General features: G+C 53.4%; 21 protein-coding genes. 10 read left to right on the forward strand and 11 right to left on the reverse strand.

Features of this window, described 5'->3' with window-relative positions; genetic code table 11:
* Positions 1-2 precede the first annotated feature (2 nt).
* Both AACH41_RS11985 and AACH41_RS11990 read left to right on the forward strand, forming a co-directional pair.
* A complete protein-coding gene (locus AACH41_RS11985; protein WP_338655347.1) occupies positions 3-686 on the forward strand; it encodes a hypothetical protein in 684 nt (227 codons plus the stop codon).
* On the forward strand, positions 683-3,799 hold the full coding sequence (locus AACH41_RS11990; RefSeq protein ID WP_338655349.1) for a DEAD/DEAH box helicase family protein: 3,117 nt from the start codon (positions 683-685) through the stop codon (positions 3,797-3,799). The genes AACH41_RS11985 and AACH41_RS11990 overlap by 4 nt, the downstream gene beginning before the upstream one ends.
* Before the next feature lie 24 nt (positions 3,800-3,823).
* On the opposite strand, the gene lgt is transcribed toward AACH41_RS11990, so the two are convergent.
* The 5 genes from lgt to AACH41_RS12015 all read right to left on the reverse strand — a co-directional run bounded on the left by lgt (position 3,824) and on the right by AACH41_RS12015 (position 11,950).
* The gene (gene lgt / locus AACH41_RS11995) at positions 3,824-4,618 is read right to left on the reverse strand and encodes a prolipoprotein diacylglyceryl transferase (protein ID WP_338655351.1); all 795 of its coding nucleotides are present in this window, start codon (positions 4,616-4,618) and stop codon (positions 3,824-3,826) included.
* 99 nt (positions 4,619-4,717) lie between these two features.
* Complete coding sequence (locus tag AACH41_RS12000) at positions 4,718-5,983, reverse strand: MFS transporter (RefSeq protein WP_338655352.1); 1,266 nt, start codon at positions 5,981-5,983, stop codon at positions 4,718-4,720.
* Between the two features lie 111 nt (positions 5,984-6,094).
* The gene (locus AACH41_RS12005) at positions 6,095-7,555 is read right to left on the reverse strand and encodes an efflux transporter outer membrane subunit (protein ID WP_275356342.1); all 1,461 of its coding nucleotides are present in this window, start codon (positions 7,553-7,555) and stop codon (positions 6,095-6,097) included.
* On the reverse strand, positions 7,552-10,689 hold the full coding sequence (locus AACH41_RS12010) for a multidrug efflux RND transporter permease subunit (protein WP_313985541.1): 3,138 nt from the start codon (positions 10,687-10,689) through the stop codon (positions 7,552-7,554). The genes AACH41_RS12005 and AACH41_RS12010 overlap by 4 nt, the downstream gene beginning before the upstream one ends.
* 82 nt (positions 10,690-10,771) lie before the next feature.
* Positions 10,772-11,950, reverse strand: a complete 1,179-nt coding sequence (locus AACH41_RS12015) for an efflux RND transporter periplasmic adaptor subunit (protein WP_338655354.1) — start codon at positions 11,948-11,950, stop codon at positions 10,772-10,774.
* 198 nt (positions 11,951-12,148) lie between these two features.
* Here AACH41_RS12015 and AACH41_RS12020 point away from each other — a divergent pair, with 198 nt between their 5' ends.
* From AACH41_RS12020 to AACH41_RS12055, 8 genes are all read left to right on the forward strand, one after another.
* Entirely contained in the window at positions 12,149-12,775 is a 627-nt protein-coding gene (locus tag AACH41_RS12020) for a TetR family transcriptional regulator (RefSeq protein ID WP_194748696.1), read from the forward strand.
* 79 nt (positions 12,776-12,854) lie between these two features.
* A complete protein-coding gene (gene dusB, locus AACH41_RS12025; RefSeq protein WP_194748697.1) occupies positions 12,855-13,898 on the forward strand; it encodes a tRNA dihydrouridine synthase DusB in 1,044 nt (347 codons plus the stop codon).
* Positions 13,898-14,134 carry a helix-turn-helix domain-containing protein gene (locus AACH41_RS12030; protein ID WP_194748698.1) on the forward strand — a complete coding sequence of 79 codons (237 nt, stop codon included), beginning with the start codon at positions 13,898-13,900 and terminating at the stop codon, positions 14,132-14,134. The genes dusB and AACH41_RS12030 overlap by 1 nt, the downstream gene beginning before the upstream one ends.
* Before the next feature lie 93 nt (positions 14,135-14,227).
* On the forward strand, positions 14,228-15,832 hold the full coding sequence (gene purH, locus AACH41_RS12035; protein ID WP_338655360.1) for a bifunctional phosphoribosylaminoimidazolecarboxamide formyltransferase/IMP cyclohydrolase: 1,605 nt from the start codon (positions 14,228-14,230) through the stop codon (positions 15,830-15,832).
* Positions 15,833-15,942: 110 nt separating this feature from the next.
* Positions 15,943-17,211: a phosphoribosylamine--glycine ligase gene (gene purD / locus AACH41_RS12040; protein WP_338655361.1), complete on the forward strand. Its 1,269-nt coding sequence runs from the start codon at positions 15,943-15,945 to the stop codon at positions 17,209-17,211.
* 6 nt (positions 17,212-17,217) lie between these two features.
* A complete protein-coding gene (gene hemF, locus AACH41_RS12045; RefSeq protein WP_194748701.1) occupies positions 17,218-18,132 on the forward strand; it encodes an oxygen-dependent coproporphyrinogen oxidase in 915 nt (304 codons plus the stop codon).
* A 1-nt stretch (position 18,133) separates the two neighbouring features.
* A complete protein-coding gene (locus AACH41_RS12050; RefSeq protein WP_313985528.1) occupies positions 18,134-19,438 on the forward strand; it encodes a M18 family aminopeptidase in 1,305 nt (434 codons plus the stop codon).
* Positions 19,439-19,506: 68 nt separating this feature from the next.
* Positions 19,507-20,901, forward strand: coding sequence for an amino acid permease (locus tag AACH41_RS12055; protein WP_275356348.1), 1,395 nt, complete (start codon positions 19,507-19,509; stop codon positions 20,899-20,901).
* 75 nt (positions 20,902-20,976) lie between these two features.
* Here the strand turns inward: AACH41_RS12055 and AACH41_RS12060 are convergent, their stop codons facing one another.
* The 6 genes from AACH41_RS12060 to AACH41_RS12085 form a co-directional block, all read right to left on the reverse strand.
* Positions 20,977-21,300, reverse strand: coding sequence for a c-type cytochrome (locus AACH41_RS12060; RefSeq protein ID WP_194748704.1), 324 nt, complete (start codon positions 21,298-21,300; stop codon positions 20,977-20,979).
* Positions 21,301-21,504: 204 nt separating this feature from the next.
* Complete coding sequence (locus AACH41_RS12065) at positions 21,505-22,440, reverse strand: D-hexose-6-phosphate mutarotase (RefSeq protein ID WP_194748705.1); 936 nt, start codon at positions 22,438-22,440, stop codon at positions 21,505-21,507.
* Positions 22,440-24,296, reverse strand: coding sequence for a dihydroxy-acid dehydratase (ilvD, locus tag AACH41_RS12070; RefSeq protein WP_338655363.1), 1,857 nt, complete (start codon positions 24,294-24,296; stop codon positions 22,440-22,442). Before ilvD ends, AACH41_RS12065 begins: the two co-directional genes overlap by 1 nt.
* A gap of 103 nt (positions 24,297-24,399) precedes the next feature.
* On the reverse strand, positions 24,400-24,684 hold the full coding sequence (locus AACH41_RS12075; RefSeq protein WP_228518839.1) for a TIGR03643 family protein: 285 nt from the start codon (positions 24,682-24,684) through the stop codon (positions 24,400-24,402).
* Positions 24,657-24,845 carry a YbdD/YjiX family protein gene (locus AACH41_RS12080; protein WP_275356349.1) on the reverse strand — a complete coding sequence of 63 codons (189 nt, stop codon included), beginning with the start codon at positions 24,843-24,845 and terminating at the stop codon, positions 24,657-24,659. The genes AACH41_RS12075 and AACH41_RS12080 overlap by 28 nt, the downstream gene beginning before the upstream one ends.
* A gap of 12 nt (positions 24,846-24,857) precedes the next feature.
* Positions 24,858-26,912 (reverse strand): carbon starvation CstA family protein, encoded by a 2,055-nt coding sequence (locus AACH41_RS12085; protein WP_338655365.1) that lies wholly within the window; start codon positions 26,910-26,912, stop codon positions 24,858-24,860.
* Positions 26,913-26,986: the final 74 nt, after the last annotated feature.

Consider the following 26,986-nt stretch of genomic DNA (forward strand, 5'->3'; position numbering starts at 1 on the left):
TAATGCGGACTAGCGACCCTAACTTGCCTGACTTGCGCCTGATTGCCGCAGCCTTGGGGGATTTGCGCCAAGAGGTGGTGTTTGTGGGTGGCGCAGTCGCTGGCTTGCTAGTGACCGACCCGCTCGCTGACAGCGTGCGCGCTACACGAGATGTGGATGCCATCGTCAATGCCAACCGTGCTGCCTTTTACCGTATTGAGCAACAAGTGGCAGCACGTGGTTTTGTGCGCGACGCCAGTAGCGATGTGATTTGCCGCTGGTTGCACAAGGCGTCCGGCGTTGTGTTTGACCTGATGCCCGTGCAGCCTGAAGTACTGGGCTTTTCTAACCGCTGGTATGCTTATGCAGTAGAGACGGCTGAGCCGGTTGATTTGGGTGATGGCACCAGCATCCGCCTGGTGAGCGCCACTGCCTTTGTTGCCACCAAGCTAGAGGCCTTTACCAGCCGAGGCGCTTGGGACTTTATGAGCAGCCACGACCTGGAAGATGTGCTGAATATTGTGGATGGCCGTGAAGAACTTGTTGCGGAAATGGCCGCGGCACCTGCTGCGCTAAGAGAGGCAGTAGCAGGGATATTTGCAACGCTTTTAGCAAACGAAAACTTCTTGAACGCTCTGCCCGGCTTGATTGCCGAGCCTGAGCGCGCTGAAATTGTACTTATGCGCTTGAAGGAATTAAGTGTATGAATTTGCATCAGGAACACCACTTTGAGCGCGAAATCTGTGCGCATTTAGCTGCAAACGGCTGGCTGTATGCCGAAGGCGATGCCGCGCAGTTTGACCAAACCAATGGCTTGTTTTTGCCCGATTTGTTAGCCTGGGTGGAGAGTACACAGCCTGAAAGCTGGCAGCGCCTGAGCAAAACCCATGGTGCCGCGTTACCGCAAGTGCTTGCCGAGCGCATCCGCAAAAACCTGAATGAGCGCGGCACGCTGGATGTGTTGCGCCGAGGAGTGGAAATGCTGGGTTTGCGTGAGCCGCTGGCGCTGGCCCAGTTTAAACCTGCATTAGCCATTAACCCGGCGATTCAAGCGAAGTATGCGGCCAACCGCTTACGCATCGTGCGACAGGTAAAGCACTCACCCAATCACCCGCATGACGCACTCGATTTGGTGTTATTTCTCAACGGTATTGCCGTGGCCACGGCGGAGTTAAAAAGCAACTTCACCCAAAGTGTGCAGGATGCGGTTGACCAATACCGCTATGACCGCCACCCGCAGCCAAAAGGCGGTGTGCCAGAACCTATATTGGGCTTTCCTGGTGGGGCACTGGTACATTTTGCCGTGAGCCAGAGCGAGGTGATGATGACCACGCGGCTGGCTGGCCCGAGCACTTTCTTTTTGCCGTTTAACCGTGGCAACAACGGTGCGGCTGGCAATGTGCCGAATCCTGAAGGTTTTGCGACGGCATATTTGTGGGAAGAAGTATGGGCACGCGAAAGCTGGCTGGATATTTTGCATCGTTACCTAATCGGCAAGCGCGATGATAAAAAGCAATTGCAAAGTGTGATTTTTCCGCGCTATCACCAGCTGGACGCCACACGCAAACTGGTGGCCGATGTGCTGGAGAACGGTGCCGGTGAGCGATATTTAATCCAGCATTCTGCAGGCTCTGGTAAAACCAACTCCATTGCTTGGACAGCGCATTTTCTGGCGGACTTGCACGATGCGCAGCACAACAAGTTATTCGATAGCGTGCTGGTGGTAAGTGACCGCACGGTGTTGGATGCTCAGTTGCAAGAGGCGATTTTTGACTTTGAACGCACGACCGGCGTGGTGGCGAGCATTAACAATGAGCATGGCAGTAAGAGTTCGGCGTTAAGAGAAGCACTGAATGCTGGCAAGAAAATTATCGTCTGCACGATTCAAACTTTTCCGGCTGCCATGGCTGCTGCCCAAGAGTTGGCTGCCACGGATGGCAAACGTTTTGCTGTGATTGCAGATGAGGCACATAGCTCGCAAACGGGCGAAGCGGCGGCCAAGCTCAAGCAATTATTATCGGCAGAAGAATGGGCAGAGCTGCAGGATGGCGGCGAAGTGGATACCGAGGCACTGCTCACTGCGCAAATGGAAGCCCGCGCGGGCGTCAAAGGATTGACCTATATCGCTTTTACCGCGACGCCCAAAGCGAAAACGCTGGAGTTATTTGGCCGCAAAGGCGAGGATGGTTTACCGCAGCCGTTTCATGTCTACTCTATGCGTCAGGCCATTGAGGAGGGGTTTATCCTGGATGTACTGAAAAATTACACCAGCTATAAACTAGCGTTCAAACTGGCTCATGATGGTCAGGAGTGGGATGACAAACAGGTCGAACGCAGCACAGCCATGAAGGGCCTGATGCAATGGGTGAGGCTACATCCTTATAATATCACCAGCAAGGTGCAGATTGTGGTTGAGCACTTTCGCGAGAACGTACAGCCGCTATTGGCAGGCAAGGCCAAAGCCATGATCGTGGTGGGCTCACGCCGTGAAGCGGTACGCTGGCAGAAAACCATCCGCGCTTACATTGCCAAACAGAATTACCCGCTGGGCGTACTAGTTGCTTTTTCAGGCGAAGTGAATGACCCAGAAAGCTTCCCCGAGGCAGTCACCGAGACTAGCCAACAGCTCAATCCAGGCTTGCGTGGCCGCGATATCCGCGAAGTGTTCAAAGAACCGAGTTATCACCTTTTACTGGTCGCAAACAAGTTCCAGACCGGTTTTGACCAACCGCTACTATGCGGCATGTATGTAGACAAAATGCTGGGCGGGATTCAGGCAGTACAAACCTTATCGCGTTTGAACCGCGCACATCCAGGTAAGGACACGACTTACATCCTGGATTTCGTGAATGAACCGGCAGAAATCCTCAAAGCGTTTAAAACCTACTTTGATACGGCAGAACTTGAAGCAGTCACTGATCCGCATCAAGTCTATGACCTGCGTGCCAAACTTGATGCCACCGGCTATTACGATGAGTTTGAAGTGGAGCGGGTTGCCAAAGTCGACCTGGACCCCGGCGGCACTCAAAAGCAGTTGGATGCTGCGATTGCACCCGTGGCTGAGCGCCTGTTGAAACGTTACAAGGCTGCACAGCAGGACAAAGCTGCCGCGGAGGAACAACAAAACGATAAGGCAGCCCAAACGGCTAAAGAGCAACTGGATGCCCTGTTGTTATTTAAGAACGATATGGGTGCTTATATCCGCCTGTATGCTTTTTTAAGTCAGATTTTTGATTACGGCAACACAGCGATTGAAAAGCGGTTTTTATTTTATAAACGTCTAATGCCATTGCTTGAGTTTGGCCGTGAGCGAGACACAGTGGACTTATCCAAAGTAGTGCTGACCCACCACACCTTAAAAAACCGTGGCAAACAGCCGATGAGCCTGCATACCGACGGCAGCTATAAATTGGCACCCATAGATGCTGTGGGCAGTGGGAGTGTGCAGCAAAAACAACAGGCCTATCTTGCTGAAATTATTGATAAGGTGAATGGTTTGTTTGTGGGTGAACTCACCGATGACGACCAGCTCGTTTACGTGAATGGCGTGCTTAAAGGAAAGTTGCTGGAAAATGACACGCTGGTTAAGCAAGCAGCCAGCAACAGTAAATCACAGTTTGACAGCTCGCCAGACCTGAAAGAAGCATTGATGCATGCCATCATGGACACGCACGAGGCGCATCAACTGATGAGCACACAGGCACTTAACTCCACCCGTGTGAGGGAAGCGTTACTTGATATATTGCTTGGGCCGGGGCAGCTATATCAAGCGCTCAGGGCAAAATCTGACCGCGGGATTTCAGATGGATCGCGTGTTTAAAGCCTGCTGATCCAGCTTGCTGAATTAAACCTGCTTGCGATAAGCCCTGCGCATGAGCCAGAGCCCTGCCAGAATCATAGGCACGCAGAGCCATTGCCCCATGCTGAGCCCCAGCGATAGCAGGCCCAAGAAGCTATCTGGCTCGCGCGTAAACTCAACCAGAAAACGGAAGCTGCCGTAACAGAGCAAGAACATGGCGGACACTGCACCGATGGGTCGTTTTTTGCCCGCAAAACACCAGAGAATCACAAACAGCGCGACCCCCTCTAGTGCAAACTCGTAGAGCTGCGAAGGATGCCTTGCCAACTGATCGACGGCTGGGAACACCATGCCCCAATCCGCATGGGTAGGCCGCCCCCATAACTCGCCATTGATAAAATTACCCAGTCTGCCTGCCCCCAGGCCAATCGGCACGAGCGGCGCCACAAAGTCCATCAATTGCAACCAAATCACGCCGCGCTTGCGGGCAAACAAGGCCATGGCCACCATGACGCCAATAAAGCCACCATGAAATGACATGCCCCCTTGCCACAGGGCAAAGATTTCCAGCGGATGTTGCAGGAAATAACTGGGCTGGTAAAACAGCACATAGCCCAACCGGCCACCCAGCACGACACCGAGCGCGATGTAAAACAGCATGTCGTCCGGGTCACGCGCCTGCCAGGGCGAGTTGGGGTCCAGTTTACGCAACCGGTTGACCTGGTACTGCCCCAACCACAGGCCACCAAAAAAACCGATCAGGTACATCAAACCGTACCAGTGGATACCGAAACTGCCGATTTGTAATGCGATGGGGTTAAAGCCCGGATGGGTAAACATGCCGTATCACCGTGAAAAAAACTGCATTATAACTGCTGACCCGACCAGCGCAGGCAAACAGAGACTAAAACCCACTCAATCACTGAATGCACCCACCATTCAATCCGGATTGGAGGTGCTTGGCGACATGCGCCAGACGGCCAGCAAACTGATCAAGGCCATGCTGGAAAGATAGGCCCCTACCCAGGTCAAGCCGCCCTGATTGACCAGAGATTGAGCAATGGCCGGTGCGAAGGAGGCACCCAGAATACCACCCAGCTGATAGCTGAGCCCTGCCCCACTGTAACGCACAGCAACCGGGAACTGCTGTGGCAGAAAAGCGCCCATGGGGGCAAAGGTGATGCCCATTAAAAACAGCGCGGCAAACAGAAAAACCAGGATCAGCCCGCTATCCGCACTGCCTAGTAACGGCGCCAGGGCAAATCCCAGCAATACGGCCAGACCTTGCCCGAGCATCAGCACGGGTCGCTGGCCAACCTTGTCTGACCACCAGGCAGCCAGTGGCGTCGCGGTGGCCATGCCTAGCACAGCGATGCACAGCATCCCCAGAAAAACCGGGCGAGCAATGTGCAAGGTTTGCGTGCCATAACTCAGGCAAAACACCGTCGCCGTATAAAACAGGTGATAACACACCCCCATGGCCAGCGCACCGAGCACAATGGCACGTCCATGCCTGACCAACAATGCCTTAAGCGGCCAGCGATGCAACTCTTTTGAAGACTGTGCCTGCGCAAATGCGGGCGTTTCAGCCAGCTTGAAGCGGACATACAGCCCGACCATGACCAGCGCCGCACTGACGATAAACGGCACGCGCCAGCCCCACTGCTCAAATTGTGTCTCCGTTAGCCCCAGAGTTAAGGCCAAAAAGGTCAAGGTTGCGAGTAAAAAGCCGATCGAAGGCCCCAGTTGCGGAAACATGCCAAACCAGCTGCGACGATGTACGGGCGCATATTCGGTTGCCAGCAAGGCAGCCCCTGCCCACTCGCCGCCCAAGCCTATGCCTTGACCAAACCGTAACAGACAAAGCAGCGCCGGCGCCCACAGCCCCCATTGATCGTAGCCTGGCAAGACGCCAATCAGAAACGTCGAGCAGCCCATGACCAGCAATGACGCGGCCAGGGTGGATTTGCGTCCGATACGGTCACCAAAATGACCAAACAGCAAAGCGCCCAGTGGCCGTGCAATAAACGCCAGACCAAAGGTGAGCAAGGCATTTAACGATTGCACCGCTGGCGCGCTGGCGGGGAAAAAGACCTTACCAATGACCAGCGCTGCCGCCATGGCATAAATATAAAAATCGTAAAATTCGATGGCTGTACCAATAAAACTGGCAAAGGCAATGTGCTTGAGTGAGGGGCTAGACATCGCAGCATCTTAGCTGGCAGACCGTAAATCTCCAAGCCTCGCCAGCATGCGGCCGGCCAAATAAAAACGCCGGGAGATAATTACTCCCGGCGCGCTGAATAAAGCCATGACTTACTTGGAAGCCTCGGCTTTTTTCTTTAGTGGCTCTGGATCCCAACCCGCGCCCAGGGCTTTAAACAGTGACACGGTGGCTGTCAGCGTGTTTTGTCGGCTCTGAACCAAGGCTTGTGTCGCCTCATTATGGTTACGTTGCGCATCCAGCACTTCAAGATAGCTGGAGTAACCCGCCTGATACCGATTTTGCGAAATACGCAAAATGTTGGCAGTGGTTTTTTGCTTGGACTCTGCAACCGCTTCTTGTTCACGGTATTGGCGCGCATTCACCAGCGCATCATTCACTTCGCTAAACGCAGTCCGCAAGGCAGCCTGGTAGTTAATCACGGCCTGCTTCTGCAAGGCAGAGGCCTGATCGACCCTGGCGTTCAAGCGTCCACCATTGAATATTGGCAAGCTTGCTGCAAAGCCCAGTGTCCAGATTTTGGCTGGCGCCGTAAACAGGTCACTCAGGATTTTACTCTCGCCACCATAAGCCCCGGTCAGTGACAAGGTCGGATACAGGGCTGCTTTTGCCAATTTCACATTCGCATGTGCAGCGATCAAATCCTGCTCAGTCTGGCGGATATCCGGACGTGATTCCAGCAAGGTGGATGGCAAGCCTGCGGGAGGCATCGGCGGTATCGGCATGGACATTAAACCGCCGACCGGGATTTTGACGCTTAAGTCTGCAGTCAACACTCCGAGCTGATGCTCGCTGATTGAACGTTGGCGCTGCAACTCCAGCGATTGCGCGCGTAAATTGGTCACCACCAGCTCAGCCTGATTAACATCCAGCGCGGTATTGACGCCTGCATCCAGCTGCCGCTGTGTCATGGCCAGGCTTTCTTGCGCCGTTTTGATGTTTTCGGCGTTGACGGCCAGCTGTCCATCCAGACTACGGATTATCAGGTATTGATTGGTCACGAGCCCTACCAATGACCAGCGTACTGCCTCACGGGCATACTCGGTCGACAGCAGATTGGCCCGTGCCGCGACATTGGCCGTTCTCAACTTGCCCCACACATCCAGCTCAATACTGCCGTTTAACGCCAGTTTATTGTCATTACGCGGGTTGACCCCGAAAACCGGGTTAGGCCCTGCCCCGGTAATTCTGGTACGGGTATTGTTGTTGTCCAGCGTGATGGTCGGCAGCACATTGCCAGAGGTTTCACGCGCCACGGCATCGTATTGTTCAATGCGTGCCACGGCGAGCTGCACATCACTGTTGTTGACCAGCGCAGTATCAATCAGCCTGGTTAACACTGGATCATTAAACAAGGACCACCATTGCTGCATTTGTGCCGCAGGCACCGCCGTCGACGTCGCCGCTTGGGGCTCGACATACCCCTGTGGCAGCGGACTGTCAGGGCGGCTGTATAGCGGGCCCAGTAACTGGCAACCTGCCAACGACAAGGCTGCCAGCGCGATGATGAGCGGGCGTTGTGCCCACACCAGTTGTTTTACTGTCGGTTTCATACCGCTTCCTCTTCTTCAACATGACCATGGTGACGCACTTTTTTCTCACTGGTCAGCCAGGTAAAGAACAATGGGATAAAGATGGTGGCAATAAAGGTTGCCAGCAACATGCCGCCGAAGACGCCCGTCCCCATGGATTGACGCGCTGCAGCACCTGCACCGGTCGCAAATACCAGTGGAATAATCCCCAGCACAAACGCCATGGACGTCATCACAATCGGTCTGAAGCGCAAGCGGGCGGCTTCAAGCGCAGCTTCAGCCAACGGCATGCCCTCTTCCATTTTTTGCGAGGCAAATTCCACAATCAGGATGGCGTTTTTGGCCGCCAGACCGATCAGCGTAATCAGGCCAATCTGGAAGTAGATGTCGTTGTTCATGCCACGCGTCAACACTGCCAGCAAGGCGCCTGTCATGGCAAACGGGATCGCCATGATCACTGCCAGTGGCAAGGACCAGGTTTCAAACTGTGCCGCCAGGATCAGGAACACCATGATGGTGGCGAAGCCAAAAGCCACCAGCGCAGCAGAACCTGTCCGTTTTTCCTGGTAAGCCTGACCGGTCCAGGCAATCTGGTAACCATCCGGCAAGTTTTCCTTGGCGATTTTTTCCACCAGTTTGATCGCATCGCCAGAGCTCACGCCGGGCGCACCGCTACCGAACACTTTGGCAGACAGCAGGCCATTGTAGCGTTCCAGCTGTTCGGCACCGACGATGTTGCTGACTTTTGCCAATGCAGACATCGGCACCATATTGCCATTCGGATTATCATCCGTCGGCTGGCTACGTACATACACTTTGCCCAGGTCTTCAGGCTTCATGCGGTAACCCGCCTCGGCTTGCAACTGCACGCGGTAAGTCCGGCCATTACGGTTAAAGTCGTTGACATAGAGCGAACCCATGGTGCTCTGCAAGGTCGCGTAAATATCCGCAATTTTCACATTCTGTGACAAGGCTTTGGCTTCATCTACCTCGATGTACAACTGCGGTACGGTCGGCCGGAAGAAACTATTAATCTGTGTCAGTTGCGGATTGGCACGCATTGCATCCATAAAGTTGTTCATGACTTGCGCCAGCTTGATGGGATCCGTATCCCCATGACTCTGCACATAGACCTCAAAACCACCCGCAGAACCCAAGCCACGAATCGCTGGCGGGTTCACGGCAAAGCCCATGCCATCCGGCTGACTCATGCCTATGCCGATCAACTTTCCAACCATCTGGTCAGCATTGGTCGTACGCTTTTCCCAATCCGTCATACGGACAAACATGGTCGCCGCATTGGTTTTGTTGGCGCCGGTGAGCAATTCAAACCCATTCACCGCAAACTCATGCGCAGTGGCAGGATCTTTCGCGACCGCTGACCGGATGTTTTCCATGGTCTGGGAAGTCCGCTTCAAGGTGGCACCATCTGGCATCACCACAATGCTAATGACATAGCCCTGATCTTCTGGCGGCACAAATCCACCGGGCACGGTACGGAACAGGAAGATCATCACCACCAGCATGGCCCCAAACACGACGGCACCAATCAATTTGTGACGAAGGGTCAAGCGGACGGTGCCCGTGTACAAGTTTGTCAACCGGCCAAAGCCCTGGTTAAACTTTCTGAAAAAAGCATTTTCGTGATGACCGCCACTCTTCAGAATCATGGCACATAAAGCAGGGGTCAGCGTTAACGCCACCACGCCTGAAATGACCACAGCAATGGCCACAGTGACCGCGAACTGACGATAGAGCTGCCCGGCAATGCCGCCCTGGAATGCCACAGGAACAAACACTGCGCACAGGACCAGTACAATCGCCACCACTGCCGCTTGCACTTGTGCAATAGACTTAATCGCCGCATGCAGCGGGTTCAAGCCTTCCTCTTTCATCAAACGCTCGGTATTCTCCAGCACCACGATCGCATCATCCACCACAATGCCGATGGCCAGAATCATGGCAAACAGAGTCAGCAGGTTGATCGAGAAGCCGAACACATACAAGCCGGCAAATGTACCAACAATCGAAATCGGCACTGCAATCATCGGAATGAGGGTTGCGCGCCAGCTTTGCAGGAACAGGAACACCACGATCACGACCAGTACCAGCGCCTCACCAAAGGTATGGAACACTTCTTTGATGGTGGCTTTCACAAAGTCACTGGTGTCATAAGGAATGTTGTATTCCATGCCTTGCGGGAATTTGGCTTTTAACTCTTCCACCTTGGCCTTGATGGCATTGGCGGTATCCAGTGCATTGGCACCGGTCTGTAAAAAGACCGGCATTGCCACACCAGCCTGGCCATCGAGTGCAGAGGTCACGTTATAGCTTTGGGCGCCCAACTCAATGCGTGCCACATCTTTCAGATGCAAGACACCGTTCGGGCCTTGCGCACGCAAAATAATGTTGCCGAACTCTTCAGGGTCAATCAACCGTCCTTTAGCTGTCACGGTAAATGACAATTGCTGATCAGGCAAAGCGGGCTCGGCACCGATCTTGCCTGCGGCATACTGCGCGTTTTGTGCGCTGATGGCCGCAGAAACATCGCTGGTAGACACCCCCAGTTGCGCCATGCGGTCAGGACGTAACCAGACACGCATGGAGTAATCTTGCCCACCAAAAATGGTGACATCGCCCACGCCCTTGATGCGCTTGAATTCATCCAGCAAATTCAAGGTGGCGTAGTTACTCAGGAACAAACGATTATGGTCTTTGTTTTTCGAGGTGAGCATCACGACCAGCAGGATGTCATTCGAACGTTTTTGAACCACAACCCCGGTCCGGCGTACATCTTCGGGCAAACGCGGCAACGCAATGTTCACGCGGTTACTAACGTTAAAGGTCGCCTGGTTGACATCGGTACCGACATCAAATGTGGCGGTAATGGTTAAAGTACCACTGCTGTCAGAGCTAGAGTTAAAGTAAAGCAGGTTTTCCACACCACTTAGCTGCTCCTCAATCGGGGCAGCCACGGTTTTTGACAGTGTTTCTGCGCTGGCACCAGGATAGCTGGCTGTAATCAGCACCGTAGGGGGTGCAATTTGCGGATATTGGGCAATCGGCAACTGGAATGCCGCTGCGAGACCTGCCAACACGATGATGATAGACAGCACGCTGGCAAAAATCGGGCGTGTGATAAAAAATCGGGTCATATCGTTTTCCCTGAGACGGGCCTGGTACATGCCCAGGCCCTTGGTAACATAATGGGCTTATTCAACAAAGACGGTGAATGCGTTAAGACTTGGCTGCTGCCGGTGCCGTTTGGGCTGGCGCAGCGTCTGGTGCATGTGGTGCCACCGGTGCACCAGGTCTCACCTTGATCAGATTGTCGACAATGACCTGATCGCCGGCTTTCAAGCCATCCAACACCGTCCAGCGGTTGTCAAACCAGCCGCCCGCGACAATCGGCCTGACCGCGGCCACCGTTTTGCCTTCTTTATCTTTTTCGGCCACAAAGACAAACTTGCCTTGCTGACCAGTCAGTACGGCCGTTTGCGGAATCAGGAAGACGCCATCACGCTTGCCAGTGGTCAGGCGCACACGGACAAACTGACCTGGCAACAAGGCACTGTCCGCATTCTGGAACTCGGCCCGCAGTTGCTGCGTCCCCAATGCCGGGTCAATCTGACTGGCAGAGAAGTTAATCTTGCCTGAATAACGATATTCAGTATTGTCTGCCAGGATCAATCGTACATCCTGCACGCGGCCTGGGCGCAAATGCCCGCCCAACGCTGTGAGCTCGGACTCGGACAGGCTGAAGCGGACCCAAATCGGCGACAATTGTACGATGGTGCTTAACAAGGTAGTGTTGGCACTGACCAACGCCCCTTCTGACAACACAAAGCGACCGGCAATCCCACTCTCTGGCGCTTTGACATGCGTATAAGACAGATTCAGCTCTGCCTCACGCAGTTGCGCCTGATATTGCAACAAAGTCGCTGCGGCAACAGAGTTATCAGAGGCCGCATTATCATATTCACGCTGACTGATAGAGTGGCTCTCCAGCAAACCCTTAAGACGTTGCGCCTCACGTGCCGTTTGCTCAATGCGGGCTTTTTGCTGTGCAATCAGCGCCTTGGACTGATCTACCTGCAACTGGTAAGGAACAGGATCAATCAAGAACATATCCTGCCCGGCCTTGACCGCATCCCCTTCTTGATAGAGGCGTTTAAGCACAATACCACCGACGCGGGGACGCACTTCAATTTGCTTGGCGCCCTCGGTTTGCGCAACCACCTCAGTCTGCACTGGGATGGTTTCAGCGGCGACGGTTTGCACGGTGACTGGCATCGCAGGCATGCCGCCTGCGGCTGGATTTTGCTGCTGTGAAGATTTTCCGCAAGCACTCAATCCCAGGCTTAAAGCAAGCACGAGCAAGGCATGACGAGGCTGGATAGTCTGTGAAATCAACATGTTATCCTCTGTTTAGTTTTAAAATAGACTTGATTACATACATCATTGGATGTATATTATATACAAACAAGAATGTATGTAAATGGGTTTTGCAAAAAATTTGCCCATCTCGAGCCGTCACAAGTTGCCAGTGACCGCTGATAAAATACGACATTCAAATGAAACATTCATGAATTTATGAAAGAGCGATAAATACTTATGGTACGTAAAACCAAAGAAGATGCCGCCATCACGCGCCAACACATTATTGATGCTGCGCGACAGATGTTTCTGCAAAAAGGGGTTAGCCGCACCAGCCTGGAACAGATTGCCTCCCATGCCAATGTTACGCGCGGCGCCGTCTATTGGCATTTCCAGAATAAGGCAGATTTGTTTCATGCCATGCGCGAAGAAGTGTATTTGCCGTTGATAGACCGCATGGATGACACCCTACTCGGGAACGCGGAAGAGTCCAATATTGATCCACTGGGCCGCATTCGCAAACACCTCGAAAACACCGTACAGATTCTTAATGACGACACCACCACGCGCGCAACTTATGAAGTCATGATGACCAAGTGTGAATACGTGGATGAGTTTGCCGATGTACTGAAATCTATTTTAGGTAACTGTAGCGGACTCGTGCACAAAATGGAACAGGCCTACGCCAAAGCACAGGAAATCGGCCAGGTCGGCACCCAGCTTAGTCCGCAAGAACTCGCCTGGGACACCCACCTGTTTTTCTCAGGCCTAATGCACATGTGGGTCAAAGACACCGAAGGAACGTTATTCCGCGACCGCGCCATGCAACTAATCAACACACACATTAATCTGCGTAAAAAATAAGCAAAAATGCTACTTTAAACATTCCCTCGTCTGCGATTTGCAGTTAAAATAGTCAGTCTTTTCACTGACTTATCCAAGCATGCAAATCGGACCGCATCAACTCAAGAACAACCTGGTGGTTGCCCCTATGGCGGGCGTGACCGACCGTCCTTTCCGCATGTTGTGCAAAAAAATGGGGGCAGGGCTGGCCGTCTCCGAAATGGTCACCTCCAATTCCTTATTGTATGGCAGTGAAAAAACCAAGCGCCGCGCCAACCATGAAGGCGAAGTCAGCCCGATCTCGGTACAAATTGCCGGCGCAGAACCGGCCATGATGGCCGAGGCCGCCAAACATAACGTCGACAATGGTGCACAAATCATCGACATCAACATGGGTTGCCCGGCCAAAAAAATCTGTAACGTCATGGCTGGGTCTGCCCTGCTGCGAGACGAACCGCTGGTGTCCCAAATCCTCAAGGCCGTGGTCAATGCGGTGGATGTGCCAGTCACCCTGAAAATCCGTACCGGCTGGGATAGACAAAATAAAAACGCCATCCAGATTGCCAGAATGGCAGAAGACATCGGCATTCAGGCGCTGACGATTCATGGCCGCACGCGTAATGACCTTTACCATGGCGACGCCGAATATGACACGATTGCCGCCGTCAAGCAGCAAATCAAGATTCCGCTGATTGCCAATGGCGATATCACCACGCCAGAAAAAGCCAAATTTGTGCTTGATTACACCCAGGCCGACGCCGTCATGATCGGCCGTGCAGCCCAAGGCCGCCCCTGGATCTTCCGCGAAACCGAGCACTTTCTGAAGACTGGCGAGCACATGCTGCCGCCGACCGTAGATGAAATTCACCAGGTGATGCTGGAGCACTTGCATGACTTATATGCTTTTTATGGTGACCTCACCGGCATGCGCGTCGCACGCAAGCATATTTCCTGGTATACCAAGGGCTTATCTGGCTCTGCGGCCTTCCGTCACAATATGAATACCTTGCAAACCATAGAATTACAATTACAAGCCATCAATGACTTCTTTGCCGAGCTCCGTGCGAAAAACGACCGTCTGGTCTACGCCGAGGAGACTGAACTGGATCAAGAACACCCAGGCACCCAGGAGCTCGCAGCCTAATGCAAACCGATAGTAAATTAAGTCTCGCGGTACGCGAGTCTCTGGACGACTATTTCATGCATCTGGATGGGCAACCGCCGCATGCGATTTACGAAATGGTGCTTGGCTGCGTGGAAAAGCCCATGCTGGAATACGTACTGAACAAAGTGGGCGGCAACCAGAGCAAAGCCGCCGACATGCTGGGCATTAACCGCAACACCCTAAGAAAAAAAATGGCCGCCTACGGCCTAGAATAAGCATGACCCCGGTCTGATGACATCTCAACATCAGACCTTTTTCATTTTTTAAGCCTTTTCATTTTTTATTTAGCAACTCCATTCAAACTCATTATGACGATTAAACGCGCGCTTATCAGTGTTTCCGATAAAACCGGTGTGCTGGAACTGGCACAATCCCTGCACCAACTGGGTGTAGAAATCCTTTCCACGGGGGGCACTGCAAAACTGTTCCGTGACAACCACATTCCCGTCAAAGAAGTGAGCGACTTTACCGGTTTTCCAGAAATGCTGGATGGCCGTGTCAAAACGCTGCACCCCAAGGTGCACGGTGGCCTGCTGGGACGCCGCGACCTGCCTGAACATGTGGCGGCCATGCAGCAATATGGCATTGAGAATATCGACTTGCTCGCCGTCAATCTCTATCCGTTTGAAGCGACGGTGGCCAAGCCCAACTGCACGCTTGAAGATGCGATTGAAAACATTGATATCGGCGGTCCGGCCATGGTGCGTTCCGCAGCCAAAAACTGGAACGATGTCGCCGTACTGACAGACGCTGCCCAGTACGCTGAAGTGATCAACGAGTTGAAAGCCAATCAGGGCGCCGTGTCCAAAGCGACACGTTTCAAATTGTCTGTGGCCGCATTTAACCGCATTGCCCAATACGATGCCGCCATCAGCAACTACTTGTCCGCCATTGACTTCACCGAAACCGAAGCGGCATGCAAGCCAGTCCTGAGCCAGTTCCCAGGCCAGATGAACAGCAATTTTGTCAAAGTACAAGACCTGCGTTATGGTGAAAACAGCCATCAGCAAGCCGCCTTCTACCGTGACCTCTACCCTGCCCCAGGCAGCCTGGCCACCGCGCAACAATTGCAGGGCAAAGAATTGAGTTACAACAACATCGCCGATGCAGATGCGGCTTGGGAAGCTGTGAAATCTTTCACCGGCCCGGCCTGCGTGATTGTCAAACACGCCAACCCTTGCGGTGTAGCCCTGGGCGTGAACGCACTGGAAGCCTACAGCAAAGCCTTCAAAACCGATCCGACCTCGGCTTTTGGCGGCATCATTGCCTTCAACTGCACGCTTGATGGCGCAGCTGCCGAAGCCGTTTCCAAACAATTTGTCGAAGTGCTGATTGCCCCCGATTTTACGCCAGAAGCCCTGGCCATTTTCACCGCCAAAGCCAACGTACGCGTGCTGAAAATCGCCTTGCCCCAAGGAGGCAATAACGCTTGGGAACAAGGCCGCAATGCCGTCGATTCCAAGCGTGTGGGTTCAGGTATTTTGCTGCAATCTGCCGACAACCATGAGATGCACATGGCAGACCTGAAAGTGGTCACCAAACTGCAACCAACGCCACAACAAATGCAAGACCTGCTGTTTGCCTGGAATGTGGCTAAATACGTCAAGTCCAACGCCATCGTATTCTGTGGCAATGGCATGACCTTAGGCGTGGGCGCAGGCCAGATGAGCCGTGTCGACAGTACCAAAATCGCCGCCATCAAGGCGCAAAATGCCGGCTTGAGCCTGCAAGGTTCAGTGGTCGCTTCTGACGCATTTTTCCCGTTCCGGGACGGCGTAGACGTACTGGCCGATGCAGGCGCGAGTTGCGTGATCCATCCCGGTGGTAGCATGCGCGATGAGGAAGTGATTGCGGCGGCTGATGAACGTGGCCTGGCCATGGTCGTGACCGGCATTCGCCACTTTAGACATTAATTCTATTTGCCACAGAGAACACAAAGAACATCTTCAAAGCATTCCGTCTTTGAGTGCTACTCTGTGTCTTCTGAGTTCTCTATGGCTCAAACTTAATCAGGTAATAAAAGATGAAAATTTTAGTGATTGGTTCTGGCGGTCGTGAGCACGCACTGGCCTGGAAAGCCGCACAAAACAAAGCAGTGAGCCGCGTTTATGTTGGTCCCGGTAATGCAGGCACCGCGACAAATCCTGACATGATCAATGTGCCGATAACCAAAATCGATGAGTTGGTGAAATTTGCCGAAGATGAGCAGATTGCCCTGACCATTGTTGGCCCGGAAGCCCCGTTATCGCAAGGCGTGGTCGATGCATTCCGCGCCGCTGACCTGAAGATTTTTGGCCCGACTAAAGCAGCGGCACAATTGGAAAGCTCCAAGGATTTTGCCAAAGCATTTATGGTCCGCCACAACATCCCTACCGCCAAATACCAGACCTTCAGCGAGGTCGCACCAGCGCATGCCTACATTGATGCCAATGGCGCACCCATCGTTATCAAGGCGGACGGCCTGGCGGCCGGCAAAGGCGTGGTGGTTGCCATGACATTGGAAGAGGCCCACGCCGCAGTCGATGCAATGCTGGCTGACAATAAGCTTGGCGATGCCGGTGCACGCGTAGTCATTGAAGAATTTTTGACTGGAGAGGAAGCCAGCTTCATGGTCATGGTCGATGGCAAAAACATCTTGCCGCTCGCCACCAGCCAGGACCACAAACGCCTGCTTGATGCCGACCAAGGCCCCAACACCGGCGGCATGGGCGCTTACTCGCCTGCGCCAGTGGTGACGCCAGAGATCCACGCCAAAGCCATGCGCGAGATTATTGTGCCTACTGTTGAAGGCATGGCCAAAGATGGCATCCCGTATACCGGCTTTCTGTACGCCGGGTTGATGATTACACCGGCAGGCGATGTGAAAACACTGGAGTTCAACTGCCGCATGGGTGACCCCGAAACGCAGCCCATCATGATGCGCCTGAAATCAGACCTGGTCGAACTGGCTGAACACGCAGTCAATGGCACGCTGGACCAGGCACAAGCAGAATGGGACAGACGTTTTGCCTTGGGTGTGGTGATGGCAAGCGCCAATTACCCGGATACCCCCAGATTGGGCGATGAAATTCATGGCTTGCCGAAAGACGTACAGGATGGTCATGTGTTCCACGCTGGCACCACCCTCAAGGACGGCAAGGTAGTCACCAGTGGCGGTCGCGTCTTGTGTGTGACGGCCTTGGGCGAAACGGTCAAGTTTGCGCAACAGCAAGCTTATAAAGTACTGGAACAAATCCAGTTCGACGGTGCTCAGTACCGTAAAGATATCGGTTACCGCGCCATCAAAAACTAAGCTGTCATGACAAACCAGATCCAACCCCAGGCCGTCTTTGATTACCTGCAAGGCTTGCAGGCCCGTATTGTCGAAGCCATTGAACTCGTCGATGGCAAAACCTTTTTGCAGGATAGCTGGCAGCGCCCTGAAGGTGGGGGCGGGAACTCTTGCCTGCTGGAAGGCGGCAACGTGTTTGAGCGGGCTGGGGTTGGCTTTTCACATGTGCTCGGCAACAAGCTGCCGCCTGCGGCCAGCGTCGCACATCCCGAAGCAGCGGGCCGCCCCTGGGAGGCCATGGGCGTCTCCCTGGTGTTTCACCCGCACAACCCCTATGTGCCGACCGTACACATGAATGTGCGTTTTTTTGTCGCGCGGGCGCAACAGGCGGGTGAAGAGGATATCTGGTGGTTTGGCGGCGGCATGGATCTGACGCCTTACTATGGCTTTGAAGACGATTGCATCCACTTTCACCGCGTTAATAAAGAAGCGCTGGCTGCCTTTGGCGCCGATTATTACCCCAAATTCAAAAAAGACTGTGATGCTTACTTTTTCCTCAAGCATCGCAAGGAGCCGCGCGGAATCGGCGGTGTCTTTTTTGATGACTTTAGTGAATTGGGCTTTGAAAAAAGCTTTGCCTTGCAACGTGCGGTGGGTGATGCCTTTATCAATGCCTATTTGCCCATTGTGCAACGGCGTAAAGAGACGCCTTATGGCGAACGCGAACGCGATTTCCAGGCTTATCGCAGAGGCCGTTATGTTGAGTTCAACCTGATTTTTGATCGCGGCACGATCTTTGGGTTACAGTCCAATGGCCGTACAGAGTCCATCTTGCTCTCTATGCCGCCCATCGTTAAATGGCGCTATGACTGGAAACCTGAAGCCCGTAGCGCAGAGGCCAAACTGTATACTGACTTTTTGATTGAAAAGGACTGGGTTTAATATGCGAGTTTCAGTAGAAGCCAGACAACACGCGCAAGCCCTGCTGGATTTTATTGATCAAAGCCCCAGCCCTTGGCACGCGGTAGACACGGTCGCAAGCCGACTCAAGGCGCATGGCTTTAAAAACCTGCGTGAAAACGAACCTTGGCAATTCAAGGCAGGGGGTAAATATTTCGTAGTGCGTGATGGCGGCTCCATCATTGCCTTTGTACTTGGTCAACAAGCCCTTCCCGACAGCGGCCTGCGCATTGTCGGCGCGCATACCGACTCACCCGGCCTGCGCCTGAAACCGCATGCAGCTTACAGCACAGAAGGTCTGGCGCAACTAGGGGTAGAAGTCTATGGCGGCCCCATTCTGGCCACTTTTACCGACCGCGACTTGAGTCTGGCCGGTCGTGTGGTGCTCCGCACCCCTGAGGGCCTGCAAACGCGTCTGGTCAAATTGGAGCAGCCGATGGCGCGTCTGCCCAATCTGGCCATACACATGAACCGCGAAGTGAATGAAAAAGGCCTGGTACTCAACAAGCAAACCGGTCTGCCCCTGATTTTTGGTCACGCAGCCAACAGCACCGAAGCCAAACAATTGCTGATTGATACACTCGCCGGCAAACTGGCCGTGCCCGCAGACGTCATTGCTGGCTGGGATCTCACTTTTTATGACACCCAGCGCGGCAGTTTCTGGGGCATGGAACAAGAATTTATTGCCAACAGCCAACTGGACAACCTGGCCTCGTGCCATGCCGCGTTGGAAGCCCTGTTAGGCACCGAAACGCCGCAGGCGACCTCTATTTGTGCACTGTTTGACCACGAAGAGGTGGGCTCTGAAAGCGCCACGGGGGCGGGTGGCAGTTTTTTGCTGGATGTGATTGAGCGAATTTGTCATAGCACTCATCTCACGCCAGAAGACAAGCTGCGCAGCTTTGCCAACAGTTTTTTTATCAGTGCCGATATGGCGCATGCCTTTCACCCCAATCATGCCGGCAGCTATGAACCGTGTCACCATGTGCAAGTCAACCAGGGCCCGGTCATTAAAACCAATGCCAACCAGCGCTACAGCACCAATGCCGTCACGGCTGCGCGCTTTATCCACTTGTGTGAACAAGCGGAGGTCCCCTATCAACAATATGCGCACCGCACCGATTTAGGCTGCGGCAGCACCATAGGGCCCATCATGGCAGCGCAATTAGGCATCGCCACCGTCGATGTCGGTAACCCGATGTGGGCCATGCACAGCCTGCGCGAAAGTGCGGGTGTGCTCGATCATGGCTACATGATTGCCACACTCAGCCGGCATTACGCGAGCTAATCCATCAGCAGCATTGACGCTGGTACAACGATTGCTTTACCCTAGGCAGACATGGGGAGAAACAATCAATGCTAGAACAATTATTGCGCAAAAAACCTATCCAACCACATGCGCATACCGGCCTGAAAAAATGTTTAACCGCCTTTGACCTGGCCTTGCTAGGCATCGGTGGCGCCATCGGTACCGGCATTTTTGTCCTGACCGGTATCGCGGCCGCGACCCAATCTGGCCCTGCCGTCGTCCTTTCATTTATTATTGCGGCCATCGCTGCAGGATTTGCGGCGTTATCTTATGCCGAACTCTCGTCTTCAGTTGGCGGCTCTGGCAGCGCCTATGGTTACAGCTATGTCGCGTTTGGCGAGTTTGCTGCATGGATGATGGGATGGATGCTATTACTGGAGTATGGCGTTGGCGCTGCAGCGGTTGCCAATGGCTGGGCAGGTTACTTTGTAAACACCTTGAGCAACCTCGGGCTACACTTGCCAGCGCACCTGACCAAGGCACCGGTGTTAGGCGGCACCATCAACCTGCCAGCCTTTGCCATTATCTGGGTACTGACCCTGCTACTCATGGTCGGCGTCAAGGAAAGTGCGCGAGCCAATAACCTGATGGTGATTATCAAACTGTCCACGATTGCGATTTTTCTCGCCTTGTCCGTGGGTCATATTCACACCGAAAACTGGCTGCCATTTATGCCGTTTGGCTGGTTTGAAACGCTGGACAATGGCAAAAATATTGGCGTACTGGCTGGCGCCTCGCTGGTCTTTTTTGCCTATTTTGGCTTTGATGCTGTGTCAACCGCGGCCGAAGAATGCAAACTGCCACAACGCGACTTACCGATTGGGCTGATCGCTTCACTATCATTTTGTACCATTATTTATATCATCGTCTCTGGCACGCTGACCGGTGTGATTCCTTATCACGAGCTGAATACCTCGTCACCCGTGGCTTATGCATTGACCAAACTGGGTTATACCTGGTCATCCACACTGGTGGCGACTGGCGTGCTGGCTGGCTTGATTACTGTGCTGCTGGTGCTGCTCTACGGCCTGACACGTATTTTATTTGCCATGAGCCGCGACGGCCTGATTTCCCCGGTATTTTCAGCAGTGAATCCTGACCGCCAAACACCCAGTAAAATTATCTTGCTTTGCGGAACGGTGGTTTCCATCGTGGCCGGTTTTATCCCGCTCGGCGAATTGGCAGAAACGGTCAATATCGGGACGCTAGCCAGTTTCATTATGGTCTGCATTGGCGTGATCCGCTTGCGTCAGACCCATCCAGACTTACCGCGGCCGTTCAAAAATCCTTTTAATCCGCTGATCCCACTCGGAGGTGTCATCACCTGCGGTGCGCTGATGTCGTTTTTACCCGCCTCAACCTGGCATCGCTTTGGCTTGTGGGCGGTGGTGGGCGTGGTGTTCTATTTTGTTTACTCACTCAGACACAGCCGCTTGCGCTAATCATTTAGCCCGCGCGAGCAGCAATAAAAAAGCCGACGTTTGAGTCGGCTTTTTTGATTCACAGCAACGCTGGAATTACAGAGACAATACCCATTCAACAATGGTTTTAATGTCTTCGTCTTTCACTTGTGGGCTGTTTGCTGGCATTGGAATATTGCCCCAAACACCGCTACCACCCGCTTTAACTTTAGCGATCAATTTAGCTTCAGCACCTTTGTCGCCTTTGTATTTAGCAGCAACATCTTTGTAAGCTGGGCCCAATACTTTAGCATCCACACTGTGGCAAGCCAAACAGCCGCTTTTTTGTGCCAATGCTTTAGCAGCGGCAGCGTCAACAGCGTGAGCAGAACCAGCCATCAACATGGTCGCTGCTGCGATTGCGGATAATAAAACTTTCATGCGATCTCCTTGAATATCCTCTAAATAAATAGAACCCCGAAATGCAATTTTCGTGCATGTGGCATCTTACCTGACCAGCCAAAATCTACAATAGTAAAACCGCTAAAATACGAGGCCGTATTGATAATTTGAACCAGTTTGGCGTTTTGCCAACACCCTAAAAACGCACGTGAAACAAGATGGTTGACACGTGTCACAACAAGGTTACAGGGTCTCGATCGAATACTCGGCGCTCAGGACATGTTTGCGGCCAGGATTAATCACCACCATATTATCCAGCGCGTTGGTTGTTTCCACACAAATGGTCTTGCGCCACTCTTCGCCCACGCCCATATCGCCCATGGTCGCAGCCTTATCGGCACCAGGATTCCAGACAACCGTGGTATCACTGCCGGATTTGGACACATGGATGATGCGGTTATAGCCGCTGTCATGGATAGAACAATCAGAGCTGTGATCGACATAAACACGGTCATATTCGTGGCCGTCAAAGCTCAATGGGTTGTGCTCGACGTTGCGCTCGTATTTGAGTAGCTTATCCAGATAAACCAAATCTTGCATGCCGGTAATTTTGATATTGGATAAATCACTGACATTAAAATAGGTGTGAAAGGCTTCACTAATCACAAATGGATGCTCAGCCAGATTGGTGGTCGCCAGATCAATCCGCAAGCGGCGGCCAATAGTAATGGTCAGCGTCAGCTCATAAGGATAGGACAACTGACGTTGTGCTTCTGGCGTTTGCTGCATTTCGAGAATGATGCGGGTGGCACCGGTCGGCGTCGCATCAATATCCATGACTCGCCAGGGAATCACGCGCGCAAAGCCATGCGGACACAAAGTGCTGTCGGTAGGATGTGCGCCAAACCACGGCCAGCAAATGGGGACGCCACCGCGGATAGAACGCCCTTTGACATAACGCGCATTGCTAGACAACCATAAAACCGGGTGAGAAAGGAACTTTGGTTGCCAGTGCATAACATGTGCGCCCTGCAAGGCAATCTTGCCGGTCGCCAGCGGATTATCAATCTCGAGATATTGCAGACCGTTTTCGTCTTGCCATTGATTGACATGCGCATGCAACTTCATGCGCTTGGTCATTTCCATGCTTTTGGCGAGGATGCTACATTCGTCGTTCATTATCTTCCCCTTTCGATCTGGGTCACATCACGCACGGCGCCTTTGGCGGCACTGGTACTCATGGCGGCATAAGCGCGCAAGGCAGGCGATACCAGACGCTCACGGTTCAGCGGTTTCCATGCCTGGGCGCCTTTAGCCTCCATGTTTGCACGGCGGTGCGCCATTTCTTCATCAGTCACCGCCAGGTGTATGGTGCGATTCGGAATATCAATTTCTATGGTATCGCCTTCCTGCACCAGGCCGATCGCACCGCCTTCAGCAGCTTCTGGCGAGGCATGCCCAATACTCAGGCCGGATGTACCGCCTGAGAAACGGCCATCAGTCAGCAAGGCACAGGCTTTACCCAACCCTTTGGACTTGAGGTAAGAGGTCGGATAAAGCATTTCTTGCATGCCCGGCCCGCCACGCGGCCCTTCATAGCGAATCACCACGACATCCCCGGCCACAATCTTGTCGTTAAGAATGGCGTCCACGGCAGAGTCCTGGCTTTCAAATACACGGGCGCGCCCGGTGAATTTAAGAATACTGTCATCCACGCCTGCTGTTTTCACGATACAGCCATCTTGCGCAATATTGCCATAGAGCACGGCCAGCCCCCCATCCAGCGAGTAGGCATGCGCCTTGTCGCGGATACAGCCGTTTTCGCGGTCATTATCCAGCTCTGGCCACAGCATGCTCTGGCTAAACGCGATGGTGGTTGAAATGCCACCAGGCGCAGCACGATAAAACTTTTTCACGTCCTCATCCTGCGTGGTCATAATGTCCCATTTGGCCAGCGCTTCGCCCATGGTTGCACTATGAACGGTTGGCACGCCCGTATGGATGACACCGGCACGATTCAGTTCGGCCAGGATGCCCATCACACCACCGGCACGATGCACATCTTCCATGTGATATTTGCTGGTTGCAGGTGCCACTTTGGAAACGCACGGCACCTGACGTGAGATGCGGTCGATGTCTTTCATGGTGAAATCGACACCGGCTTCATGCGCAGCCGCCAGCAAATGCAAGACGGTATTGGTAGAGCCGCCCATGGCCACATCCAGACTCATGGCATTCTCAAACGCTTGCATGGTCGCGATATTGCGTGGCAACACACTGTAATCATCCTGCTCGTAGTGGCGTTTTGCCAGCTCAACAATCAGTCGACCAGCTTGCAAGAACAACTGCTTGCGCGCAGCATGGGTGGCGAGCGTAGAACCATTGCCTGGCAAACTTAAGCCCAGGGCTTCAGTCAGACAGTTCATCGAGTTGGCGGTAAACATGCCCGAACAGGAACCGCAGGTTGGGCACGCAGAACGTTCTACCTCTGCCACCTCTTCATCACTGACATGACTATCCGCGGCTTCGACCATGGCATCGACCAAATCCAGCTTGCGTATCTGGCCTTGCCAGTTCACTTTACCGGCTTCCATCGGCCCACCAGAGACAAATACGACAGGGATATTCAAGCGTAATGCCGCCATCAACATGCCCGGCGTGATCTTGTCACAGTTGGAGATACACACCAGCGCATCCGCACAGTGCGCATTCACCATATACTCAACACTGTCAGCAATCAAATCACGGCTAGGCAGGCTGTAGAGCATGCCTCCATGCCCCATGGCGATACCGTCATCGACAGCAATCGTGTTAAATTCCTTGGCTACGCCACCCGCTTTTTCAATTTCACGGGCAACCAGTTGGCCTAGATCTTTTAAATGCACGTGGCCAGGAACAAACTGCGTAAACGAGTTAGCCACCGCGATAATCGGCTTGGAAAAATCTTCATCTTTCATACCAGTGGCACGCCACAAGGCGCGGGCACCAGCCATGTTACGACCTTGGGTAGTCGTGTGAGAACGGTATTTAGGCATGGGAAACACTAGGATTGACGTTAAAATCCTATTTTAACTGAATCCGTAGCCGCATGTGCGGCTGAAACAGCTTTGTTACATTCGCGGCGCGCGATAAAAAATGCTAAGGACGGTATTGCTTGTGTTGATAGGACGAGCAATGCCGGCTCACCGCCGGGCTGCGTAGCGCCTGGTGCTTGGTATGTTGGCCACGCGTACGTTTACGCCAGGCAATAAATGCAGCCGAACTTAGTTGCTGCCGCATGAGGATAATCACGTCTGCCTGCCTGAGCCCAAACTGACTGGCAATTGCCTCAAACGGCGTACGATCCTCCCATGCCATCTCAATAATGCGCGAAATATCCCCTGGATCCATTTCAGCTAGCAACACCGTTTGACGCCTGTCCATTTCTGATCCTGCCATTGTTTGAAAAATGCTGCCCGCCCTAGCGGAGGCGGCGCATCAGGCAAATGCGCATGATGCTCGGCATAATGTGCCAGATAGCGTTCATAGGCATCATCACCAGAAAGCTGTCTGACACGCTGCCATATTTGCTTGAGCAATCGCATGATGTTCCTCCTCTAGCCCAGTTTAGTCGCCACGTACGCCGCTTCATGACTTGCACTCACGGGCAAACCGGCCAGGCTACGTCTACTCATCCTGACCATATCCACTACCACCACCCACAGCATGGTCACAAAAAACAAGGTGAGCCAGGCATCTAACTGCTGGTTAAAAATCAGTTGCGGCGCAACAGCCGCCTTTTCTGGCGGCAATACCCCTGTAGACAGCTTCTGCGCCAAATCATTCGCGGCCGCAAAAAAACCGACCCGGACATCCTGACTAAAAATCTTCTCGTAAGCCGCACTGGTGGTCACCACCAGCAACCAGACCAAGGGCAACGCAGTGATCCAGGCCTTGCTCGCGCGGCCAGACTTGATCAAGATCCCGGTGGCAACCGACAGGGCAATCGCGGCCAGCATCTGGTTGGCAATCCCAAACAGCGGCCATAAAATATTGACGCCGCCATTCGGGTCAATCACCCCGATATAGAGGAAATACCCCCAGCCAGCGACGATCAACGCGCTGGTTAACACCACTGACGGCGTATAGGAGGTTTCCCCTAACTTGGGATGCAAGTTACCCAACATATCTTGCAGCATAAAGCGACCCACGCGTGTGCCTGCATCGAGCGTGGTGAGAATGAAGATGGCCTCAAACATGATGGCGAAGTGATACCACAAGGCCAGCAAATGCTCTCCGAAGACCGTGCCCAGAATACTGGCCATGCCCACCGCCAGGCTAGGTGCGCCCCCGGTGCGGGCAAACAAGGTCGTTTCTCCCATCGCACTTGCCAGATGCTGCATCTGTTCCACCGTGACTGGATAGCCCCAACTGCTGATGGTATTCACAGCATCCAGCGCCTCTTTACCGACCACGCCTGCCGGGCTGTTAATCGCAAAATAGACACCAGGCTCCAACACCGTTGCCGCGATCATGGCCATGATGGCAACAAAACTCTCTAGCAACATGGCGCCATAACCGATCATGCGGATATCGCCCTCACTGGAAATCAGCTTGGGCGTGGTACCGCTGGCAATCAAGGCATGAAAGCCAGAAATCGCGCCGCAGGCAATCGTAATAAACACAAACGGAAACAACTTGCCGCCAAAAATCGGCCCCGTGCCATCAATAAACGGCGTGATCGCGGGCATGTGTATCTCGGGCCGTAACCATAAAATCGCCACAGCCAGCATCATGACCGTGCCCAGCTTCATATAAGTCGATAAATAATCGCGGGGGGCCAGCAACAACCACACCGGCAACACAGCCGCGGCAAAGCCATAGGCAATCACGCTAAACGCCAATGGCAAGCCTTCATGGTCAAACAGCGCCGCCAGGGTCGGATGATGATCAACCCAGCCACCCAACACCACTGAACCAAGCAGCAAAGCGACGCCCAACAACGACGCCTCAAGCACACGACCCGGACGCAGATAACGCATATAGACACCGACGACCATGGCAATAGGAATGGTCGCGGCAACCGTCGACGTGCCCCAGGGGCTGTGTTTCATGGCGTTGACCACGACCAGACCCAGCACTGCGATCAAAATAATCATGATGACCAACGTTGCAATCATGGCGGCGGTTCCACCAATAGCGCCGATTTCATCTCGCGCCATTTGCCCCAGACTGCGGCCATCGCGGCGGGTAGATAAAAACAGCGTGACCATATCCTGCACTGCGCCGCCCAGCACAGCCCCGATCAGTATCCATAAGGTGCCTGGCAAAAATCCGAATTGTGCCGCCAGGGTAGGCCCAACCAAAGGACCTGGTCCGGCAATGGCCGCAAAGTGATGACCGAAGACCACCCAGCGATGCGTGGGCACATAATCGCGGCCATTATTCAACCGCTCGGCCGGCGTGGCCCGGGTGGCATCAATACTCAGCACTTTGGCCGCAATCCAGGCCGCATAAAAACGATAGGCAATCAGGTAAACACACACTGCCGCCGTGATCAGCCACAGTGCATTCAATGTTTCTCCACGCCACCAGGCAATTTGTGCAAAAGCGGTAGCCCCCAAGAGTGCCAGCAATCCCCAAAACACCTGCCCCAACAACCCTTTTAACATGCCATTTCTTCCTTTTTTTAATCTCTGCACTGTAACAAAAAGCGCTCATCTGCGCAAAACTCTACACAGGCCCA

Origin of the sequence: Methylophilus sp. DW102 (genome assembly GCF_037076555.1) — a bacterium.
GTDB classification, from domain to species: domain Bacteria; phylum Pseudomonadota; class Gammaproteobacteria; order Burkholderiales; family Methylophilaceae; genus Methylophilus; species Methylophilus glucosoxydans.